The 20,404-nt window shown below is 35.3% G+C and carries 19 protein-coding genes; 5 read left to right on the top strand and 14 right to left on the bottom strand.

The window, feature by feature from the left end:
- Nucleotides 1–198: 198 nt before the first annotated feature.
- Complete coding sequence (locus NSQ59_RS21295; RefSeq protein ID WP_055742066.1) at nt 199–618, top strand: VOC family protein; 420 nt, start codon at nt 199–201, stop codon at nt 616–618.
- A gap of 212 nt (nt 619–830) precedes the next feature.
- Here the strand turns inward: NSQ59_RS21295 and NSQ59_RS21300 are convergent, their stop codons facing one another.
- Both NSQ59_RS21300 and NSQ59_RS21305 read right to left on the bottom strand, forming a co-directional pair.
- Nucleotides 831–1,364: a ClbS/DfsB family four-helix bundle protein gene (locus NSQ59_RS21300; protein ID WP_055742067.1), complete on the bottom strand. Its 534-nt coding sequence runs from the start codon at nt 1,362–1,364 to the stop codon at nt 831–833.
- A gap of 188 nt (nt 1,365–1,552) precedes the next feature.
- Nucleotides 1,553–2,521: a hypothetical protein gene (locus NSQ59_RS21305; RefSeq protein WP_055742068.1), complete on the bottom strand. Its 969-nt coding sequence runs from the start codon at nt 2,519–2,521 to the stop codon at nt 1,553–1,555.
- A gap of 283 nt (nt 2,522–2,804) precedes the next feature.
- On the opposite strand from NSQ59_RS21305, the gene NSQ59_RS21310 reads away from it, so the two are divergent.
- A complete protein-coding gene (locus NSQ59_RS21310) occupies nt 2,805–3,014 on the top strand; it encodes a hypothetical protein (protein WP_055742069.1) in 210 nt (69 codons plus the stop codon).
- A 318-nt stretch (nt 3,015–3,332) separates the two neighbouring features.
- On the opposite strand, the gene pepF is transcribed toward NSQ59_RS21310, so the two are convergent.
- The 8 genes from pepF to NSQ59_RS21350 all read right to left on the bottom strand — a co-directional run bounded on the left by pepF (nt 3,333) and on the right by NSQ59_RS21350 (nt 12,927).
- The gene (gene pepF, locus NSQ59_RS21315) at nt 3,333–5,141 is read right to left on the bottom strand and encodes an oligoendopeptidase F (RefSeq protein WP_055742070.1); all 1,809 of its coding nucleotides are present in this window, start codon (nt 5,139–5,141) and stop codon (nt 3,333–3,335) included.
- A 473-nt stretch (nt 5,142–5,614) separates the two neighbouring features.
- Nucleotides 5,615–6,796 carry a MalY/PatB family protein gene (locus NSQ59_RS21320; protein ID WP_055742071.1) on the bottom strand — a complete coding sequence of 394 codons (1,182 nt, stop codon included), beginning with the start codon at nt 6,794–6,796 and terminating at the stop codon, nt 5,615–5,617.
- Between the two features lie 16 nt (nt 6,797–6,812).
- The gene (gene malX, locus NSQ59_RS21325; protein ID WP_055742072.1) at nt 6,813–8,375 is read right to left on the bottom strand and encodes a maltose/glucose-specific PTS transporter subunit IIBC; all 1,563 of its coding nucleotides are present in this window, start codon (nt 8,373–8,375) and stop codon (nt 6,813–6,815) included.
- Nucleotides 8,376–8,685: 310 nt separating this feature from the next.
- Nucleotides 8,686–9,447 (bottom strand): MurR/RpiR family transcriptional regulator, encoded by a 762-nt coding sequence (locus NSQ59_RS21330; protein WP_055742073.1) that lies wholly within the window; start codon nt 9,445–9,447, stop codon nt 8,686–8,688.
- A 439-nt stretch (nt 9,448–9,886) separates the two neighbouring features.
- Entirely contained in the window at nt 9,887–11,098 is a 1,212-nt protein-coding gene (locus tag NSQ59_RS21335) for an ABC transporter permease (protein ID WP_055742074.1), read from the bottom strand.
- 1 nt (nt 11,099) lies between these two features.
- On the bottom strand, nt 11,100–11,984 hold the full coding sequence (locus tag NSQ59_RS21340; RefSeq protein ID WP_055742075.1) for an ABC transporter ATP-binding protein: 885 nt from the start codon (nt 11,982–11,984) through the stop codon (nt 11,100–11,102).
- A gap of 42 nt (nt 11,985–12,026) precedes the next feature.
- Complete coding sequence (locus NSQ59_RS21345; protein ID WP_055742076.1) at nt 12,027–12,587, bottom strand: DUF2812 domain-containing protein; 561 nt, start codon at nt 12,585–12,587, stop codon at nt 12,027–12,029.
- Nucleotides 12,571–12,927 carry a PadR family transcriptional regulator gene (locus NSQ59_RS21350; RefSeq protein WP_055742077.1) on the bottom strand — a complete coding sequence of 119 codons (357 nt, stop codon included), beginning with the start codon at nt 12,925–12,927 and terminating at the stop codon, nt 12,571–12,573. Before NSQ59_RS21350 ends, NSQ59_RS21345 begins: the two co-directional genes overlap by 17 nt.
- A 690-nt stretch (nt 12,928–13,617) precedes the next feature.
- Between NSQ59_RS21350 and NSQ59_RS21355 the strand changes: the two genes are divergently transcribed.
- Both NSQ59_RS21355 and NSQ59_RS21360 read left to right on the top strand, forming a co-directional pair.
- Nucleotides 13,618–13,848: a hypothetical protein gene (locus tag NSQ59_RS21355; protein WP_152982454.1), complete on the top strand. Its 231-nt coding sequence runs from the start codon at nt 13,618–13,620 to the stop codon at nt 13,846–13,848.
- Nucleotides 13,841–15,778 carry a hypothetical protein gene (locus NSQ59_RS21360; RefSeq protein ID WP_055742079.1) on the top strand — a complete coding sequence of 646 codons (1,938 nt, stop codon included), beginning with the start codon at nt 13,841–13,843 and terminating at the stop codon, nt 15,776–15,778. The genes NSQ59_RS21355 and NSQ59_RS21360 overlap by 8 nt, the downstream gene beginning before the upstream one ends.
- A 162-nt stretch (nt 15,779–15,940) precedes the next feature.
- Here the strand turns inward: NSQ59_RS21360 and NSQ59_RS21365 are convergent, their stop codons facing one another.
- Both NSQ59_RS21365 and NSQ59_RS21370 read right to left on the bottom strand, forming a co-directional pair.
- Nucleotides 15,941–16,672 (bottom strand): permease prefix domain 1-containing protein, encoded by a 732-nt coding sequence (locus NSQ59_RS21365; protein WP_055742080.1) that lies wholly within the window; start codon nt 16,670–16,672, stop codon nt 15,941–15,943.
- Nucleotides 16,659–17,009, bottom strand: coding sequence for a PadR family transcriptional regulator (locus NSQ59_RS21370; RefSeq protein ID WP_055742081.1), 351 nt, complete (start codon nt 17,007–17,009; stop codon nt 16,659–16,661). Before NSQ59_RS21370 ends, NSQ59_RS21365 begins: the two co-directional genes overlap by 14 nt.
- Nucleotides 17,010–17,352: 343 nt before the next feature.
- Between NSQ59_RS21370 and NSQ59_RS21375 the strand changes: the two genes are divergently transcribed.
- Nucleotides 17,353–18,927 carry an IS1182 family transposase gene (locus NSQ59_RS21375; RefSeq protein WP_055741904.1) on the top strand — a complete coding sequence of 525 codons (1,575 nt, stop codon included), beginning with the start codon at nt 17,353–17,355 and terminating at the stop codon, nt 18,925–18,927.
- Between the two features lie 293 nt (nt 18,928–19,220).
- On the opposite strand, the gene NSQ59_RS21380 is transcribed toward NSQ59_RS21375, so the two are convergent.
- Together NSQ59_RS21380 and NSQ59_RS21385 are read right to left on the bottom strand one after the other, a co-directional pair.
- Nucleotides 19,221–19,658, bottom strand: a complete 438-nt coding sequence (locus NSQ59_RS21380) for an MMPL family transporter (protein ID WP_340832695.1) — start codon at nt 19,656–19,658, stop codon at nt 19,221–19,223.
- Nucleotides 19,659–19,825: 167 nt separating this feature from the next.
- Nucleotides 19,826–20,368, bottom strand: a complete 543-nt coding sequence (locus NSQ59_RS21385; protein ID WP_055742083.1) for a GNAT family N-acetyltransferase — start codon at nt 20,366–20,368, stop codon at nt 19,826–19,828.
- Between the last annotated feature and the right edge of the window lie 36 nt (nt 20,369–20,404).

Raw genomic sequence — 20,404 nt, forward strand, 5'->3', positions numbered from 1 at the left:
TAAGCAGATGTGACCACAAGTAGGTAAACTATTATTCTTTTCTTAAGTTTCTTATCCTAAAAAATTTTTTCACCAATCGGTCACGTTTCCTCGTTGACTTCCGACATAGTTAGTGACAAGGGAAAACCGACCACAAAGAAAGAAGTGGATACCATTGTCCAGCAAGAAAAAATATTTAAATCTAAGGAGATGTTTGTTATGAGTACGAGTTTGATACCTTTTCTTGAAATGAACGGAAACGCTAATGAAGCGATAGATTTTTACGTGAAAGCGCTGGATGCCAAGGTTGTTTATACGCTGCGATTCGGTGATTCACCTGGAAATCAGGAGCTGTCTCCGGAAAAAAGAGATTTGGTAAGCTTCGCAGTTTTGAAAATCGGTGAATCAGAGCTTCATTTGACCGACAATGTTACCGGCAGCAGCTACCAAAAGGGAACGCAAGTGACCATCGTTGTTCAAACGAATGACAAAGCCAAGGCAACCCAATATTTTGAAGCATTGAAGCAGGGCGGTCAAGTGAACAATCCGATGCAAGCAAGCTTTTTTAGCCCCGCTTACGGTAATATTACGGATAAATTCGGTGTTACGTTCCGAATCCTGGCCAAAGGACGCCAATGATCCGTTACTGTAAGTATAACTAGCAGTAAACCTGTTAACTTATTCGCATCATCTGTACCATGCAGACCCGTGGGCTAACGGAAAACGATAGCTGAATATAAAAACCATAAAGAGTCGGTAATCCTTAGCGTGAGAATACCGACTCTTTTACCAAAACTGTATTCACGCAAGTTATACATTATGTAGGTGGCGGTCAACTACTGCACCTGATATTATTTCACATACTTGTCTTTTTCGCCGTCCTGTATATACTTTGCAATTACTTCACATTTTTTTATTGCCCAAATGTAATGATGTGAAGTGTTTGCTGCGAAATAGCTATATAAATTACTTGTTTTTGTCCATTTATAGTATTTTTTTGTTATGAGTTCTTCATCGGTGTGTAATTTAATTAGCTCCATTACTCTTTCATGACTTAACTTCAATTTTTTTATGGCTTGATTTAATGTTACATCTTGATAGTTTTCCCAAATCTGCATATTAAGTAGCTTGATAGTACTCCATTTATAACCAGGTGCTGGCATAAAAGGAATATCTCCATCCATACCTTCTCTATACCATCTCTCAAGCATTGCATGCCATTCATACAGATGCATTAATACATCCCGAAAATTCTTATCTCTTTCCCCAGTTTCAGTAGAAATACCCCTTTTTCTGCTTGGTACAGATTCAATTATTTCAAACAATGATTTAAAATTTTTATCGCTATTATGTAATAAAAGTTCTTTGTCACTTTTCGCTATCATGTATTTCCCTCACTTTTTACTATATATTAACACGAGTGTATATACTCTTGTATTAATATTCGAAAAATTCAGAGGTGAAGTTACCATATTATTGATTGGAGTTAATTCCATTCCTTTAATTAAACTCCACTTTAGTAGAACAAAATAGATCGCCGCAGCGACCTCATCTTCTTTTACTCTTGCACCCTTTAGTTAAATAAGGATGTGTTAAAGTTTAATTCCTTAAGATTATTCTCTAATACAAAGCCTTTTGACCAAGTACCAACAAGAAAATAAGTATCATCTTTGCTAAATTCTGCAAAACAGGCGTATTCCAGTTCTTCAATTTGAATAGGAGTTAAGTCTTCAAATCCTAATATAAAGACCCTATTACTTGAAGTGAGAACAATGTAACTGCCATCGTAAGAAGCAGCTAGATGGACAAAATACTCATCGGTACTTTGAACTCCATTTTCGGTTAAATTTGATTTCTTTAAGACGGTTTTTAATTCAGCGTCCATAATGGTTAATTCATAGTCTTGATGAACAAAAATGTAAACTTGATGAACGGGCACATAACAAACCAAAACCCAATTTGTTATTCCTAAATTTTCTACAATAGAATAAGATGGTTTTACTAAAGGGTCTACAACCTTAATTAAATTATATCGTAAATAACCTTTTACCCCTTCCAAATAACTTAACGTAAATAAATAGGAATTATCGTATGGGATAAACTGATTAAATTCAATATGCGTCCCTTCAAGTTCAGTTAATATCTGATAATTCCCTGTTTCAATGTTAAGTGTACAAATCTGTTTCTTCTCATTGATTTTAAGAACATCAAGAACAGTAAATGGATTTTCAAGCAGTGCAAAGTTCCCTTCCACTATTTGAAAAGACTTTCCAGATTTAATTGTCTTAATAAGTTGAAACTCCTTAGTGTCATAAACACAAAATGTTCCGACAGTGTTTTTTATGTACAACATTTCATCATTTTGGGAAAAGCGAAGATGGCTCGGATTGTTTGGTTTTTTCAATTCTATAACTTTTTCCCAAGTTTCTGTATCAAATATGACTGTTTTTCCCCCCATTGTATGACATAATAACTTCTTGTCATTCGATAGCACTATTTCATAAGAAACTTTTAAATTCTTTATTAGGTTCATTTGAAACACACAATCCGCCTCCAAGTCTACTTTCGACGTTATCCTTCTGTAACCTGCCCCTTTGGTGCAAGAACGGGGTTAATTGCAGTATCTTCGCAATGTATATCAAATGTGAATCTATTATTATGCATTTTCTTCTAACACGCAGTATTTTAGGTTCCTTTATTTGTTTATACATCCAAGATACTGAACTTTTTAAGGAAATAACTGAGTAAGTTGAAACTTTTTGAATAGAAAATTTGTAATAGAGTAAGTATTATTAATAATAATTTTAAAGAACGGGGGAAAATATTTGCAAGCAAAAGCTTTAATTATCCTTGGCAGCGCGCTTATATTATTTGCTCTAGGATGTAGCTATTATACTTTCTTTGTTCCAAAAGTTGGTCCAATTGGTGATGGAAAAATTGCACCAACTACTTATATAATTCTTATTTGTGCCATAATTAATGGAATACTTGCAATTATACGAGGAATCCTCATCCTAAAAAGAGAGAAAGCATAGAAAAACGAGAGCGTAAAAATCTTAGGAGTTAGCTATTTTCATAGGTGTTAAAAAAGCTGATTTTGAAAATTTCAAACATGCTTTTTATTGGTAGAAAATTTCTCTATATGAATTAGAAAATATCCATCTACATTTATCACTATTAATTTCACATCATGGTGCAATTGCGAAGTAAAACTGGTCCACATTATGAAGCTATACTCCCCCTATAGTTACAAAAAAAATCCTGCAAAAACAGGATTTTAATCTAACTTTATATTATCAATATTTTTTATAAAACGAACACCAAACTAGAAAATGTTCCTTGGATTTATACAATTAGAATGCTCTTTCCAATTCATCAATTAAAGATCCAACATATGCGACAGCTTTTCGAATCGGATCAGGTGTGGACATATCCACATTTGCTAATTTCATCAGCTCCAGCGGTTTTAATGTTCCACCGGCTTTTAATACGGAAATCCAACGATCCACTGCAGGCTGACCTTCTTCCTCTATCATTTGTGCTGCAGCAGTAGATGCCGTTAAACCAGCTGAATACGTATATGGATATAGACCCATATAATAATGTGGCTGACGCATCCAAGTTAATCCTGCACCTTCATCCAGTTCGACACTATCTCCCCAGAAATTTGCTAACAGTTCTAGATTCTGTTCGCAGAGAATTTTCGCTGTTATCGGAGTTCCTTTTTCAGCTAAATCATACACTCGGCGTTGCAGTTCTCCTTCTAGTAAATGAGTTACGAAATTATGATAGTAAGTACCTAATGATTGAAGAATAACCCAACGACGCATATTTTCATCATCAGACTGTTTTAAAATATGTTTGCTTAATAGCATTTCATTCATTGTCGATGGTGCTTCCACAAAGTATCTGGAAGGACGAGTATTGGAAATCGTTTGGTTTCGACCAGCCAATACGAAGTGACCAGCATGACCTAATTCATGGGCGAGAGTAAACACGTTTCGCATGGAATTGCTCCAAGTCATCATAATATATGGATGTGCCCCGTAAGGACTTGAGCAAAATGCTCCGGATCTTTTTCCCACATTGTCTGCACGATCAACCCAGCGATTCCGCAAGCCCTGCTCCATAATTTCTATATATTCTGGCCCCATTACTTCCAATGCTTCCAATACGAGCTTAGATGCTTCTTCATAGGTAATTTCAGGGTCATATTCCGGATCAAGCGGTGCTTTTAAATCACTATAATAAAATTTATCCAAGCCTAATACTCGCTGTTTTAACTTTGCGAAACGGCGCATATGCGGTGCAAGTTCTTCTAGTATCGTATTTAATTGATTGTGATACATTTCTTTTGTCACTTGTTGACTATGCAATAGCATATCTGTAACGGATTCATATTTACGCAATCTCGCTTCAATTACTTGTCTCTTTATCTCAGTTGCATACGTAGCTGCATATGTATTTTTGTATTGATTAAGGGTATTCACAAAAGACTCATATGCTTTTCTGCGGAGCTCTGTATTAGATGATTCCTCAAATTTTGGGTAAGAATTAAAAGTTAAAGGGTATTCCTCTCCAGTATCTGTCTTAAAGGAGGAGAACTTCATATCAGATGTTTTGCTTCTTTCATAAATCATATACGGGGAATCCAATACTTCTCCAAAAGCAGCTAAAACTTCCTCCGTATCAGGAGATAACATATGGTCTTTTAATTCCAATAAATCCATTAATGTTTTGGTAAATTCCTTTAACCCTTCCTCTTGCTCTATATACTCTTTTATCGTTTCTTCCGATATTGCAAGAATTTCTGAATTAATGAATGACATACTTGCACTAACGTTAGAAGACATCGAGGCAGCAAGTGCAGCATTTGCTTGATTCATAGAATCAGTTCCATCTGCTGATTGACGCAAGCTGGCAAAAGTCATCACACGAACCATCCGCTCTAATAACGAATCTCTAGCAAGCAGACAATCTAATAAAGTTTTTGCATTTTCTGCAAGACGTCCTTTGTATCGAGTAACTGTGTGGATATCGTTTTCTATCGATTCTAATTCCTTTTTCCAATCCTCATCCGTTTTAAATAAATCACTCAAGTCCCAGGTTTTTTCCAAAGGAACCTCAGAACGAGTCAACGTTTTGTTTTTTACAGCTGTCATATACATACCCCTTTTCAAATTGGCTACCGAAAAATATTTCGTATTCCGAAACTAATATTTACATTGTACAAGAAAACTGAATGTTTGAAAAGTTCCGCTTGAAAAATATCCTTCATATTACTGACAACCTTTTTTAAACTCAAAGTTCCTTTTCCAAACTTGACTTATTTTTTATTTGGTTCATTTTTCACAGCATGTGTGCCTGTTATTGGACATTTTCTATGGAAGAATAAACAACAAGGGATGAGTAGAAAAATCTCTATTATGGTTTCAACGCTAACCGGCTGGTTTCTATATTTTCTAGGGATTTATGAATATTTTTTTGGCCAGTTTTCTGTAGGACTAGCTGCTATTTTTTTTACCGGAATCATCTCGTCACCATTAAACATGGATCTCACTATTTTACGAAATTTCTCCCCCAGATATCACAAAAGAAGCAAGAGAATTGTCCCCTTGCTTCAACATGCTTTATTTTACCCAAGAAAATCAATTGCCATTTTGAATCGTTGGAGTCCGTCGATAACCTTTGATGATGGACAGCCTACATTCATTCGCAGGAAACCTTTCCCTTCTGTTCCGTATACTTCCCCCGGCATAATCGCTACTTTACCATGGTGAATCAGTGCATCTTGTAGTTGTTCATCAGTATAGGGGAGCTGGGAAATGTCAATCCACGCTAAGTAGGTAGATTCTGGAATCTTTAAATGTGCTGCAGGGATATACCTATCTAGGAATTCCTTTATCAATTCCATGTTTTTTTCAATATATTGATTCATTTCATCCACCCATTGACTATTTTCCTGATAAGCAGTCATCAATGCAATAGCACCTAAAGTACTTGTTGAAGAAAGTCCATCTTTGTTCTTTAAGGTAATTAAGAACTTCTCCTTTATATTTTGATTTGGAATAATCGCATACGATCCTCCTAATCCTGGAACATTAAATGTTTTACTAGCTGACGTGCAAATGCATACAAAATCTAGATCTTCTGCAACCTTCACTATCGGAACATGCACATGAGGTTTGCGAACAATATCCATATGAATTTCATCCGAAATCACATAGACCTGATGTTTTTTACATAGAGTAATCATTTCTTTCAATTCTGCTTTCGTCCAAACACGCCCGGTCGGATTATGAGGACTGCATAATAGAAAAACTTTGGAACGAGGATGTGCCAGCTTTTCCTCTAAATCCTCAAAATCAATAGAGTAGGCGTGATTTTCATATAGTAGCTTACTTTCTGAAAAAACACGGTTATTATCCATTACCACTTTATAAAAAGCATCATATGCAGGAGTATGGATAACAACATGATCTCCCTCTTCTGATAACTGTTCAATAAGCTTTGAAACAGTATAAATAACTGTTGGACTATAGACAATCCAATTATCGTGAATCGATGTAGAAAATCTGTTTCGATACCATTGTTGAATGGCACCCTTAAACTCCTTATGATTCCACCTTGTATATCCAAAGATTCCATGTTCAATACGTTTCTTTAATGCTGAAAGTATTTCGGGGGGGCAGAGAAAATCCGTATCTGATATCGAGAATGGTAAAAGATCCTTTTCTCCAAATCGATCCTCAATATAATCCCATTGCGTACAATAGGTATCTAGCCGATTTACTACTTCATCAAATATATATTTCATGTTATTCAAACCTTCTTTATAATACCAATTTGTCTAATTGAGTTTTAACAGAAGCTACCTGCGTTCCAATAATGACTTGTACATTGTGTTCATCAAGTACAACTACTCCAAGGGCTCCGCACTCTTTTAAGACAGGTTGATTTACCTTACTCATATCATCCACAACAAGACGTAGGCGTGTAACACAGTTATCTAATGATTCGATATTTTCTTTTCCGCCTATTGCGCCTAAAATTCTTTCCACATCATATTTTCCTTTTTTCTTGTAGGCGATTTCTCCCTCACCGATATCTTCAGCAATTTTTTCACGTCCAGGTGTTTTCAAATTAAATTTGGTAATTGCAAACCGGAAAACACTGTAGTAGATGGCAAACCAGATCACCCCTACTAGAAGAACAAGATACCATTTTGTATAGGCTCCTTGTAGAACCCCAAAGATGATAAAGTCTAACACACCTCCATCTGTATTTCCAATCGTGACTCCAAGTAAAGACATCACCATAAAACCTAATCCTGTCAATACAACATGGATTCCGTATAACACTGGAGATATAAACAAAAATAGAAACTCTATCGGTTCGGTAATTCCAGTTACAGCAGAAGCAATTACACCAGAAATTAAGAGACCCTTTATTTTCTTACGATTTTCAGGTCGTGCTGTATGATAGATTGCTAATGCAACTGCGGGTAATCCAAACATAAACGATGGCATTTTACCTTGCGATAAAAAGGCTGTTACGGAAGGGCTAATTTGCCCCCCACTTTTTAATTGTGCGTAGAATATATTCAATGCACCGGATACGGTTTGACCATCTACCACTTGTGTTCCTCCCGCTTGTGTAAAACGAATCATGGCAACAAGAATATGGTGTAACCCGAATGGTAGTAACAATCGCTCTCCGGCACCGAACAGGAAGGGGCCAAATGCGCCCGATTTTTGAATGATTGTTCCAATTCCAGCTATTGCTAATGCAAAAATTGGCCAAATTATAGGTATGAGAATCCCCACAATCGATAGGGTGATCGCAGAAATAATCGGGACGAATCGTGCTCCACCAAAGAAGGCGAAAGCATCTGGTAACTGAATGTCGTAAAATTTATTATGCAATAGATAAACAATAATCCCAACAATAATACCACCAAGGACACCCATTTCTAAGGTTTGAATCCCCATGACCATTCCTTGTCCAGCCTCACGTAATTTATCCGCTGGAGCAAGTTGATGCGTTTGTGTTAAATAAAAATTAATTGATAATTGCATAACTACATAACCAACAAATCCAGAAAAGGCAGCCACACCTTTTTCAAATCTGACAAGTCCCAGCGGAATAGCTATTGCGAACATTACAGGTAAATAGGTAAAGGCAAAGCCACCAATAGTAGACATAAAACTAAAGATAATTTGTAAAACAGGATTTCCTAAAAAGGGGATAACTTCAATCGTTGAGGGACTTGTAAAAGCACTTCCAATTCCTAAAAGTAAGCCCATGAATGCTAATAACGCTACTGGGAGCATAAAAGTTTTCCCCAATCCTTGAAAAAACTCCCAAAAATGTGATTTCTTGCTTTTCTTATTCATGCCGTTCTACTCTCCTTTTTTATGGAAATGTGGGTTGTCTTCTATTGATTCATTCCCGTATGCACCACATTCATGATTAACTATCTAGAAAGTGGAACGTATCATTTCCATCGTATTCTTGTCTGTTCGTATTCTATCAACTTATAGGAATAGCATAACTTGATTAAAATGCAGGAGCAATCGCTTTCATACTTATTGTATACGCCTACATTTTTTGTACCGTGCTTACATTCATAACCAAGTAATTCGAGATTTCCACCCTGATTTCCAGAAAAAAAGAGGTTCTAGTTTAACCAGAACCTCTTTTCTACTATTGTTGCATATAGGCCAAAATAATAAAATCCAAGATAATACTTAATGGAAATCTAGAACTCATATCTAACTCTCCATAATATCCATTTGCAATGAATGCATGAAAGGTAAGATCTACTTCTTGTTGTAACCTACTATTTTGTCTTCCTACCACAGCAATGGTTTTTACGTTTCGCTCTTTTAAAATATTTGCATACTCGAGGATATGTAAGGTTTCACCACTGTAGGATACTAAAATAGCTAAATCATTGGAGGATAAGGCATGGGCCACACTTCTGAGCTCATCCCAATCCTCGCGTGCACTGGAAATTCGTCCTGAAAAGGTGAGCTTTCTAGCAGCCTCGACACAAACTGGAAGTGAAGCTCCCACTCCAAAAAACTCAACAAATCGACTTTCTTTTATTAAAACTGACGCTCTTTGTATTTTTTCTTCACTTAGATGATTCAGTGTTTGCTCCATTTCCTTTCTCACACGGTCTATATGAGTTAATAACGAATTGGACGCAACATAATTTTCATCTTCTGTATCCTGTTCTACATATCTACTCAATGTATATTTTAAATCTTGAAAACCATCGTAACCTAATTGCTTACAGGTTCTACTAATTGTTGCAGTAGAAACAAACAATTCTTTTGCAAGCTCATTTACATTGGACTGAACGACACGATTGGGATTGACTAAAATATAGTCCAAAACTTGTTTCTCTAATTGACTTAATTGATCTCTTCGTTGTGATAAACGCTTTAAGAAAGTTTTCACTGTTCTCCACCACACTTTACGATTAAGAGTACCACCCCTATGATATAGTACGTTATAATAGTTACTCTCCCTTTGTCTTTTCTTTTATTATATATCATTTTCAGAATTGAAAGTTCATGAAAGGCGACATAATGACACGGTCCAAATCTCGGTGAAGTTTATTCTCTGTTAATTTCTGATGTAATTTACCTCAAATTATCAATGCAACTAGATTATTGGAGGCACTCTCATCCAATTTCTTTTGAATCTGTTTTATCCATTTCCCTTCATTACTCATATCTCTGATCCTCATCCTAGTAGATTTATCCTCTCAGTTATATATTCGTAAAAGATAGACTAATAGTTTTAATAACATCCAAAATTTTTCATAAAAAACTAAAAAAAGTGCTTGGTTCCCGGTAATAAAAGTATTTACGCACCGGGGGTCAAGCACTTTCATCTAATGTTTTTGCGCCATTTGGACAACATCCTTAAATTTTACTTTTCCACTGTAATTCATAACCCCATTCAAGTAAATTCGATTTGCTGCGTAGTTAAGGAGTGCAATGCTGGCTAAAAGAATTACAATGGTAATGCCCATCTCCATGTAGCCTGCTTCACCTGATAATATTCTTGAAAATGTTACAATCGGTGATGTAATCGGAATGTAGGAACATACAGTAACAAGTGTCGATTCCGGAGAAAAGATGGACGTCATTCCGACAAAAAAAGCTGCCATAATACATAAAATAATCGGGAAAGAAACCGAGCTTAAGTCTTCCGTTCTGCTTACAACCGCTCCAACTGCGGCATAGCCAATCGCATACAGTAAAAATCCTAATATGAAGTAAATAATAAAGCATACGATGATAAATGGCGTTAAATTACTTAAATCGATATGAAAGCCTAGCAATGAAAATTGTTTTCCGTTAAACCAACCTAAAGAGTAACTAATAAGAAACCCAAGGATCATCACAACAATGTCCGCTAATCCGATCACTAACTGCACCAATATTTTTCCATACATCATGTAGATAGGCTTCACTTTCGGAATCATGATCTCCATAACACGAGAAGCTTTCTCCGCGGTAATAGTATTGGCAATCATTTGACCTCTGCCAAGGATTAGCAAGTACATTAGGAACACAAAAATATAAACAATTCCAACCGTTCCAGTCGTATCTTTTAAGGCAATACTTTCTACAGGAATTGGTGCTAGGAGTTTTGTTGCAACATTTGGGTCTACCTTTGAATCTGTAATTGTTTTATTGATGCCGATATGCTGGACTTTCTGTGTTAAAATCGCAACTAATTCCTGATCAGCAAAAGATTTATACGTATACGAGAGGGCAGGTGAACCGTTCTTTTCTTTTACTTCCACAATGCCATCAAGGTCTCCAGCTTTCACTTGTTGCTTTAATTTCCCGATACTACTTTTTTCCCCAGAAACAAGTTTTACAGAATCCAATCCTTTGTTTAACTGTTTAATATTAGTTTGATAGGTAGTTGAATTGATGAACGCCACTTTATCCTTTGACTCCTTCGAGGAGAAATGGCTAAAGCCGAAAATACCAACTATGATAATCAGCGTAATTAGATTGCCAATGATAAAAGACTTTGATGTTATGGCCTCTCTCAAGTGAAACTTAAAAACCGTCATAAATTTCCCCATATTACCCCACCCTCTCAATAAAGATTTCGTTTAATGTAGGCTCCAGCATTTTAAAGTTACGAATTGGAATCGAATGAACTTCGAATCGGTTCAAAAGCTGAATTGCTTCTTTATCATTCCTAACTCTAATAACGATATCTGCTTGTTTTGTTTCAAAAGGTATATTCCATTCATTAAGTGCAGTTTCAATAGTTTTATTGCTTGATAGTGATAGATTGCGATACCCATAATTTTGTTTAATGTCATCCAATCGCCCTTTAACGATGACCTCTCCCTCTTTCATTAAACAAATTTGTTCACAAAAACTTTCAATTTGCTCCATGCGATGACTGGACAGGATCACTGTTTTTCCAGCTGTGATTTGCTCTTCTATGATGGAAGACAATAAATTAGCATTCACAGGATCTAACCCACTAAATGGTTCATCTAAAATTATCAATTCCGGATTATGCATTAATGTTGCGATTAATTGAATTTTTTGTTGGTTCCCTTTTGATAATTCACTAGCCTTTTTGGTTTTATATTTAGCTATATCAAGTTTATCCAGCCAATAGTCAATTGCATCATCGGCTTGTTTACGGCTCATTCCTTCAAGTTCACCAAAATAGCGAAGTTGTTCGTTTATTTTACTTTTTAAATACAGTCCACGCTCTTCAGGAAGATAGCCGATGGAAACCTTGGATCGGTCAAGTCGCCCATCTTCCCATGTAATCTCACCTTGATCTGGCGTTAACAAACCTAGCAGCATTTTTATAGTAGTTGTTTTTCCTGCACCATTTCTTCCAAGAAGACCGAGTACATGCCCTTTCTCTAAGGAAATGTTTAAGTTTTGAACTGCTTTTGTTTCCCCGAAGGATTTACTTAATTGATAAATGTTTAACCCCATTTAATTGATTCTCCCCTTTATTTATTTCTTAAAAACTAGATTTCAGTAATGATAATTTGACTGTCTTAATCTCCATAATTTTAATAGGAAAGCAGAGTACGTCATCAATACCGGAATCGTGACTACAAGGAAAATATGAAACAAGCCCTGGAATATCTGCTGAACCTTTTCTATCTCAACCAATCGCCCCATCAGGTTCATGAGAATCGTAAGAAAGACAAAGATAATGCTTGTAAAACCTAAATTCACTTTCCCTTGTTTATACTTTTCCAATAAAGTTGTCTGGTCGGAATAAATAGGTTTCGTCCCAGGAGCAGCAGTAAAATAGTGAATAACATTCCCTACTGTCATAACATGATTCCACCCAGCTGCTGCAAACATATCAAAATAATCAATACTTTCTTCTTTTGTCAGTTTTTGATAATCGATGCAATATTGAAGCTCTTGTTTTTCTCCTCTGCATAATTTATACCCAAAACCGCAAAATGCTGGAGATTCCAGAAACCAACCTTCCTCTGCCAGTTTACTTAGATGTTGCATTTCCTTTGTTTCGGAAAAGGCTAACCCTCTTCCAATAATGAAACGTTTATCTTTCCATATCATGTTCACCAGCCCCCTTTAAAGATTTAAACGCTTCTATACCATGTTCCACCATTTGCTTTCTCCTTTTAATCTCGCTGCACAAAAGTGCCTTTCCTTTTTCCGTTGCTGTATATGTTTTTCGACGGTCATCGTCCGTTTCATCCTGGACAATGAAACCGGCGTTTTGAAGTTTCTTCAGTAAGGTATATAGAGTTGCCGGCCCAATCGTAAAATCACCATTTGTAAGTTCTTCTATATATTTCATAATGGCATATCCATGCTTTGCCTCCAGCACTGATAGCATAATGTAATAAGCCGGATCGGTTAACTGGTTCATTTCCATCGAATTTGTTCTGGACAAAAAAAAACACCTTCCGTACTTTTTAGTTTATATCCATAATGGATATATCATTAATTGATATAATAAAATTTACCATTTTATTTGTCAATCCTTTTCATCAAAATTGGTTTAAACAAAAAAAGAATCGTATCTATTTATAACGGTTTACTTTAGAGGTGAGAGATATTTAAAATAAGCGGAAATTTTCCGGTTAGACTGCAGAATAGAACTCGGTTCGGGATAAATAAGCGGAGGTTTTCCGATTAAGCAAAGCAAAATCACCCATTTTCACATTTTTCGAGTCAATAATCGGAATCCTTCCGTCTATTTAAGGTATTTTCAGTGTTATTTCCTCAATAAGAGAAATTTCTCCGCTTATTTATCAAACTCGCTTTAGCGTCTAATGAACTTGTACAACTTACGGTTGCTTTAGTAAAAAAAATAAAAAAAAAGGCTTAGAGATTAACGGGTTCTGTTTTCGAGTACAAAATCCTAAAAAGTATATGAAAAAGGGTATCAAATCGCAACGATTTGGATACCCTTTTTTTATTGATATAAATGGATTTTTTAATAATTGGGGTGCGATTTGGTATACCAAATCGCACATAAAAAATGGATGTTACAGAAAGTTCTGTAACGCTGCTAATACATTATCTTTTTTCCACTCGAATTGACCGTTGTGTTAATTTACTTTTAAAGGAAGTGAAATCAGTGAAATTTATAGAACCTAAATACTCTAAAGTAGAACCCATTGAATATAGGCTATCTGAAAAAACCCGTAAACTCGTTAATTACTATGCAATTTATACCGGCCTGACAGATAGCCAAGTGTTAGAAGAATTCCTTCAAAATTTATTGGAGGATGAAGGATTTATTGAACACATTAATTCTTTAAGAAACAATATCCGAATTAAGAAGGAGTTTGGTTTAGCTAATGAGTAAGATGAAGAGATTGGCCACTGCAAATGATGCACTATTGCAGATTGATAGCCCTTTTTCGGAAGATGAATTATACGACAGAAACAGTTTATATGATGAACTGTCACCGAAACAATTCAGAGCACGCTTTAGTAAAGGAATTTTTCAACCTGTTAAACTCGAGTTAAATGGGAAGACATACACAATACAAGTGAATCACTGTGCGAATCCATTTTGCAAACATTATGGCTTGGAACAAATGAATTACAAAGGAAAAGCTAAGAGGTATAAATTGTCGGGTAACGATGCTGATAAGGTTATCATTTGCGGAAATGATAATCGAGATCCAGGTGGAATTCCGTCACTGAATTGTACAACACGTACTATGTCAAATTGGTCAGTGGCTACTGAAATTGAACGATTAAACAGAATTAACAATGTTGTACCAATTGAACCTGACTATGTTTTTCATAAAGAAACTTGCCCTTTAAAGACAACGCCTTTTTCAAATCCAAAAGACTTTTACAAAAGGGGAACCAGTACCTCGAATTCACAACGATATCAGTGTAAAACTTGTAAAAAATTAACTAATGTATTACCAGATAAGAAACGTAATACAGGGTATCACCAGCAAAGAAATGATGTATTAGTTAAATTTGCAGATCACTTGGTTAATCACGTTGCTGTATCAAGAACTTGCCATTTATTAAAGATGGGTCGAGGTACTTATTATTCTAAACTTGAGTGGTTATATCGATGTTGCCTAGAATTCTTAGAGACCAGAGAAAAGAGAGCTTTTGAGAAGAAGGCGTTCGATGAAATATGGGTAAATACAGATAAGATGATGTATGTATTAAACAATGTTAGAAAAAAGGGCGAATCCATTAAATCCAAGCCTTCTTCAGCGGAAAAACAATTGCCAACCCAAGTCGTGATTAGTAGTGAACATCATTCACGGTATGTTTTTAGAGCCGATGTTGGTTTTGATTGGGAAATCACAAAACAACAAATTTTAGACGATACCTTATTTTACAAAGACGATCATTTAAATGACTTTTTAAGTAAAAATGCTCGTTTTAATCAATATGGGATACATCCAATAAAGCCTACTCAAAATGATACTCAAACAACGCAAGAGTATTTCCGGCAGCTAGAGGAATACAATAAGAGGTTTGTATATGTTGATGGATTACACGTTAATCAGACTTATACAACAATGGGACACCTCTGGCTAATTAAACAAATAATTAATTCTCCGAAGTGGCGTTTTATTACGGATGACGATAATTCATTGATTACTTCTATAAATCGTATCTTTACGGAAGAAATAAAGAAAAAATATGCTTATTTATTTATTTGCAGAGTAAATAAGACTCTTTCACGAACTGACGCGTTTACTGAATATATTCAATCAATTAGAGACTTAAGGGAATGGGGAAAATTAAAAGGTATTGAAGAAAAAGATGTACAGCTTTTAGCATATTACTTCTTAGAGGAACAACTTAAGACACACAAATTCCATAAGGAGAATTTCACTTCAAATGGTGATACCTACAACTGTTACATCAAAAATCCGATTGAACATCCACTTGGTATGAAAGATAGAGGGAAAAGAATAATCGATTGCTTAACTGATATGACACATTTACCAACTCGAATCCTTGCACAGTTTGTTGATAAAGTTAACGACAACTCCGTTAATGCCTTTTTGCAGGAAATAAGAAGGTGCCTGTCTGTATTAGAAAGACCATTAGTGACTTCTCGTGGTGACGGGAAATCCTATATTTACAGTAACTTCAATCCAAAGTATGCACAAATGAGCATTACGATTCTCCGTACCTTTTATAACTTTTGTCAACCCGTTAAAATCGGAAATTTGGAAAAGACTCCGGCACAACATTTAGGAATCGCAAACAAGGTATATAAGTGGGAAGACATTATATACAAACGATAAAAGGGACACAAAAGAATATCTAGGTGGATAGAAAAAAAACACTGGCAAACAACTGAACTGAATCTGGATTAACAAACAAGACCGACTCAAATTTTAGTTCGAGCCGGTTTTCTAATTTATGTCATCTTCAACTAAAGCAACCCGTTCGTTCAACAACGACTTTTACGATTTAAATATGACACTCCTTCTATGATAAACATTTATAATTCCCCATATTAAAAATAAAGGAATAGAAAAAACAATACCCAATAGGGATAAAACTGCTAAATTATCAATACTCCTATAAGTAATAAAGATAAACCATTTATCATCCCCATTACCTTCTCGATTTAAGTCAATGAACCGGGTTTTTGGTGCCCATATTTTTCTTTCGTATTTAAACTCTGGTTTTGCTGTACCGGGATAATTAAATCTGTCTGCTATATTCTCTATATTGTAAATTTCAACTTTCGAAACCTGGTCTGTTCCTTGAATCAAAGACTTAATTTTATCTTGCTTTTCCTTTGAAATGGTACTGTTAACGTCGCTTAAAATCATAGAAATATCATTGTTTATTTTATGTCGTTCATTCTGATTGATTTTTTCAATAGACATAATGGTACCAAATATAAGGAGGCTCAAAACAAGAAAAAATAATGCACAATAGAGTAATCTTCTTGCAAATAGTTTTTGTGCAACAAATAATTGACCAATAACTGTTTGAATTTCTTTTTCTCCACCGAAACGTTCAATCGCAATCTTCACTGCGTCTGTTTCTGTTTTGCCTTCTAATTTTAATTCGTGTACAGCCTCTAATAAATGGTTCTTCATTTCTATTTTTAATTCGTTTATATCTTCTTTATTTCCGTCAAAATTTTGATAAACTGAATCTATAAATACATCAATTTGTCTCAATTTCGGTTCCTCCTTCCAAAAAAGAATCCATTATTTTTTTTACAAAACGCCATTCTGAACGTTTTTCTTCAAAACACGTTTCTCCAAGTGAGGTAAGTTTATAATATTTTCTTCTCCCCCCTGGTCCTTGTTCAGCACCCCAATATGATTCAATCCATTCGTTTTTTTCCAATCTTTTCAAAGAAAGATAGAGTGTGCCTTCCTTTATTTCGAATTGTTCTTCACTTTTATCCCTAACAAATTTAGCTAGCTCATAACCGTACATATCTTTTTTATGTAAAAGGGATAAAATCAAAGTATCTATATGCCCTTTTAAAACCTCTTTATTAACTTCCAAAATTTACACCTCCATATAAATAAAATATATTACAATGTACTCTATAATACAAGGTATTATTTATATAAATTTATTATTCCTTGTTTAATTAACCTCCGTTAAGTGTAAATCTTCACCAACTTCTTGTTTCAAGTTCAATACAAATCTCCATAAAACATTCTAAAAATTCAAACCCCCATATAAAGAGAGGCTGGGACAAAACCCGCCTCTGAGATGAAAAAGCCGGTGAAATTTTACGACAAGTAAAATTTCACCGGCTTTGATTATTTTTTGAATAAAAATAAGGACCGCTTCTGATAAAATTAAGTCACCACAACAAAATTATACAGAAAGAAGGATCCTTATGTTTAAAAATTATACCATGAATCAATTAGTTTTGCCTTTAGATTTAGAAGTAAAATTACAAAAAAATGATATTGCCTTCCATGTCCATCATTTAGTTGAAAGCATCCCTCTTGAAGCGTTCGAACCATTTCTGCGAAATAATGGCTGCCCTGCCTACCATCCACGCATGATGCTTAAAATTATCTTATGTGCTTACACGCAATCTATCTTTTCAGGACGCAAAATGGAAGCCCTATTAAAAGACAGTATCCGTATGATGTGGTTAGCTCAAGGTTATCAACCAAGCTACCGCACCATCAACCGATTCCGTGTTCAATCAGAAGTGAAAGATTTAATTCGCCAATGTTTCGTCCAATTTCGTTGCCAATTGATCGAAGAAAAACTTATCGATCAAGAAGCGGTTTTTATCGATGGTACAAAGATTGAAGCGAATGCGAATAAATTTACGTTTGTCTGGAAGAAATCGATTGAGAAATATCATCAAAGTTTAATTGAAAAGTCAAACCAGCTATACAATGAACTGCTTGAAAATGAAATTATACCTGAAATGGAACGTGAAAGCGATGAACAGTTATCATTGGAAGAACTCGCTCAATTGGTTCAAAAAGTGGACGATGTCGTAACCGAGTATGATAAACAAATAGAAGCATCATCAGACGTTCCAGAACGAAAAGCTTTAAGAAATGAACGGAAATACCCAAAACAAGTGCGAAAACAGTTGATTGATTTTGTCCTGCGAAAACAGAAATACCAACAAGACATTGAAATCTTTGGCACGCGTAATAGCTATTCTAAAACAGATCCAGATGCGACATTTATGCGAATGAAAGATGATTATATGCAAAACGGACAATTGAAAGCTGGTTACAATGTACAAATCGCAACGGAGGGCCAATACGCGCTTGCCTATAGTTTATTTTCAAACCCAACAGATACGCGTACGTTAATTCCATTTTTAGATGAGATCGAGCAGCATTATTTCGAGTTACCGAAACACATTGTCGCAGATGCAGGTTATGGTAGTGAACAAAACTTTAATGATATCCTTTTGAAAAGAAAACGAGAAGCACTTATTACATATAATATGTATTTGAAGGAACAAAAGAAAAAGTACAAACAAAACACTTTTAATCCCGACAACTGGAAGTATGATAAAGAAACAGATACCTATACATGCCCTAATCAGAAACGTCTTGAATATCAATATCATTCAGTCCGAAATGACCGTACAGGCTTCCAACGGAAGTTCAAAATCTACGAGTGCGAAGACTGTTCGGGATGCCCATTCCGTTCATCCTGTACAAAAGCAAAAGAAGGCAACAATCGAAAACTAATGGTGAATGAAAAATGGGAACAGCAAAAAGAATATGTAAGAGCGAAGCTTTCAGAAGAGAAAACGAGTGCCATCTATCGAAAACGCAAAATCGATGTGGAACCAGTTTTTGGATTCTTGAAGGCTAATTTGCGTTTCGCTCGATTTTCTGTACGAGGAAAATCGAAGGTAGAAAACGAAATGGGCCTTGCGTTAATGGCAGTGAATTTAAGAAAATTCACTGCCAAACAACTAAGGTAATAGAAAATTTAAACGCAAAAATAGAGAAAGGTGAATTTGAGTTCCCTCAAATTCACCTTTCTCACTATTTGAAGCTAGTTATGTCCCAGCCTCTTCTTCTAATATTATTTTACTGCGATTTTCAATGTTATTTAACGTGTGAAATAAGGTGCGAATTATGTTTTTGTACTTCAAAACAGAACCCGTTACTTAGAGATAAGTCTTTTTTAGACTGTGCAATAACAATGAATTGGAGTGTGAAATTTATTTGATTCGATTTACCGTTTTCCACCTCACAAGTAAACTGTGTTTATCTAATTACTCGTTACTTTTTTATCCTTTATGTTTGAAACATCAAGCACAATAAAGCAATAAAAAAACCCCAAGGACATTTTATTCCTTGAGGTAAGAAAACTAATTATTCTTCCGCCACTTTTAAAACTTCTTCCTTTTTTTCTAGTCATTACATTTGCCAATGCATCCGGAAGTGCAATTAATGCCGGAATAAAGATAGGAAGCAGTACAAAGCAAAGGACTATCAGACCAGTAATGACAGCTATAGACAATTCAGATAAAGGTACTATTCCAGCAGGCATCAGGGTCGCAAAGGTACCGCCCAGTATGATGACTGCTGATATAATGACTCCACCTGTGTGCTTAGATGCTAACACAATTGCCTCTTTAGGTGAGAGATGCGGATATTCCTTAAAGCGCATCATTAAGAATATGCTGTAGTCTACTCGTGTATCCATTGAGGTGTTATCTGGTTTAATGAAGTGGATAATTGATTAATCGTTTGCTTCAATGCTTGATAATTAGGATCACTACCAGAATTGGTGTAACTGTTACCTAAAGCGTTATTATCATCGATAAATTCCTAAATTGTCAATTTAGAAACAAGATGGTTGTCCCTTTGTTTTTACTGATTTGTAATTTTTCCAAAGAACAGAGCATCGTAATATTTATCTTCTATAAAATAGTTATCTTTTAATCTACCTTCTAACTCATATCCGTTCTTTTCAAGAATACGAGCTGAACCAATATTTGCATCCACTACATATGCATATAGCTTGTGAAGATGAAGTGATTGAAATGCAAAATCAGTCATCAATGCAACAATTTCTGTCCCATACCCCTTCCCCCAATGATCTCTGTGAAGCATATAACCGATTTCGGCTTTGTTTGCTTCTTTGTCAAAATTGAAGATCATGGCTGTTCCGATAATTTCATTAGTGGATTTTAGAACAATAGATGCATACAGATGGGTACCTTCCGCTTCACGATTTAACATTAATTCAATGTACTCGCGAGTTTCATCCAATGAATTCATTAAATTCCAACCGATAAATATAGACACTTCAGGATCTGATGCATAGCTATGTATCTCTTGTGCATCCTCTGTGCTTAAAGCTTTGAAATAAATCTTTTCCCCTTCTAATGAATGAAATAATTTAGTATTCATCTTTATCCTCCTTGAAAAAGATTTGTTTGCAACCTA

The organism is Margalitia sp. FSL K6-0131, from assembly GCF_038008735.1.
Lineage (GTDB): Bacteria > Bacillota > Bacilli > Bacillales > Bacillaceae_C > Margalitia > Margalitia shackletonii.

Excerpts from the sequence above, each read along its gene's own strand:
- NSQ59_RS21295 (WP_055742066.1), top strand. The coding sequence starts at position 199 with ATGAGTACGAGTTTGATACCTTTTCTTGAAATGAACGGAAACGCTAAT.
- NSQ59_RS21300 (WP_055742067.1), bottom strand. The coding sequence starts at position 1,364 with ATGATAGCGAAAAGTGACAAAGAACTTTTATTACATAATAGCGATAAA.
- pepF (WP_055742070.1), bottom strand. The coding sequence starts at position 5,141 with ATGACAGCTGTAAAAAACAAAACGTTGACTCGTTCTGAGGTTCCTTTG.
- NSQ59_RS21320 (WP_055742071.1), bottom strand. The coding sequence starts at position 6,796 with ATGAAATATATATTTGATGAAGTAGTAAATCGGCTAGATACCTATTGT.
- malX (WP_055742072.1), bottom strand. The coding sequence starts at position 8,375 with ATGAATAAGAAAAGCAAGAAATCACATTTTTGGGAGTTTTTTCAAGGA.
- NSQ59_RS21335 (WP_055742074.1), bottom strand. The coding sequence starts at position 11,098 with ATGGGGAAATTTATGACGGTTTTTAAGTTTCACTTGAGAGAGGCCATA.
- NSQ59_RS21340 (WP_055742075.1), bottom strand. The coding sequence starts at position 11,984 with ATGGGGTTAAACATTTATCAATTAAGTAAATCCTTCGGGGAAACAAAA.
- NSQ59_RS21345 (WP_055742076.1), bottom strand. The coding sequence starts at position 12,587 with ATGATATGGAAAGATAAACGTTTCATTATTGGAAGAGGGTTAGCCTTT.
- NSQ59_RS21360 (WP_055742079.1), top strand. The coding sequence starts at position 13,841 with ATGAGTAAGATGAAGAGATTGGCCACTGCAAATGATGCACTATTGCAG.
- NSQ59_RS21375 (WP_055741904.1), top strand. The coding sequence starts at position 17,353 with ATGTTTAAAAATTATACCATGAATCAATTAGTTTTGCCTTTAGATTTA.
- NSQ59_RS21380 (WP_340832695.1), bottom strand. The coding sequence starts at position 19,658 with ATGGATACACGAGTAGACTACAGCATATTCTTAATGATGCGCTTTAAG.
- NSQ59_RS21385 (WP_055742083.1), bottom strand. The coding sequence starts at position 20,368 with ATGAATACTAAATTATTTCATTCATTAGAAGGGGAAAAGATTTATTTC.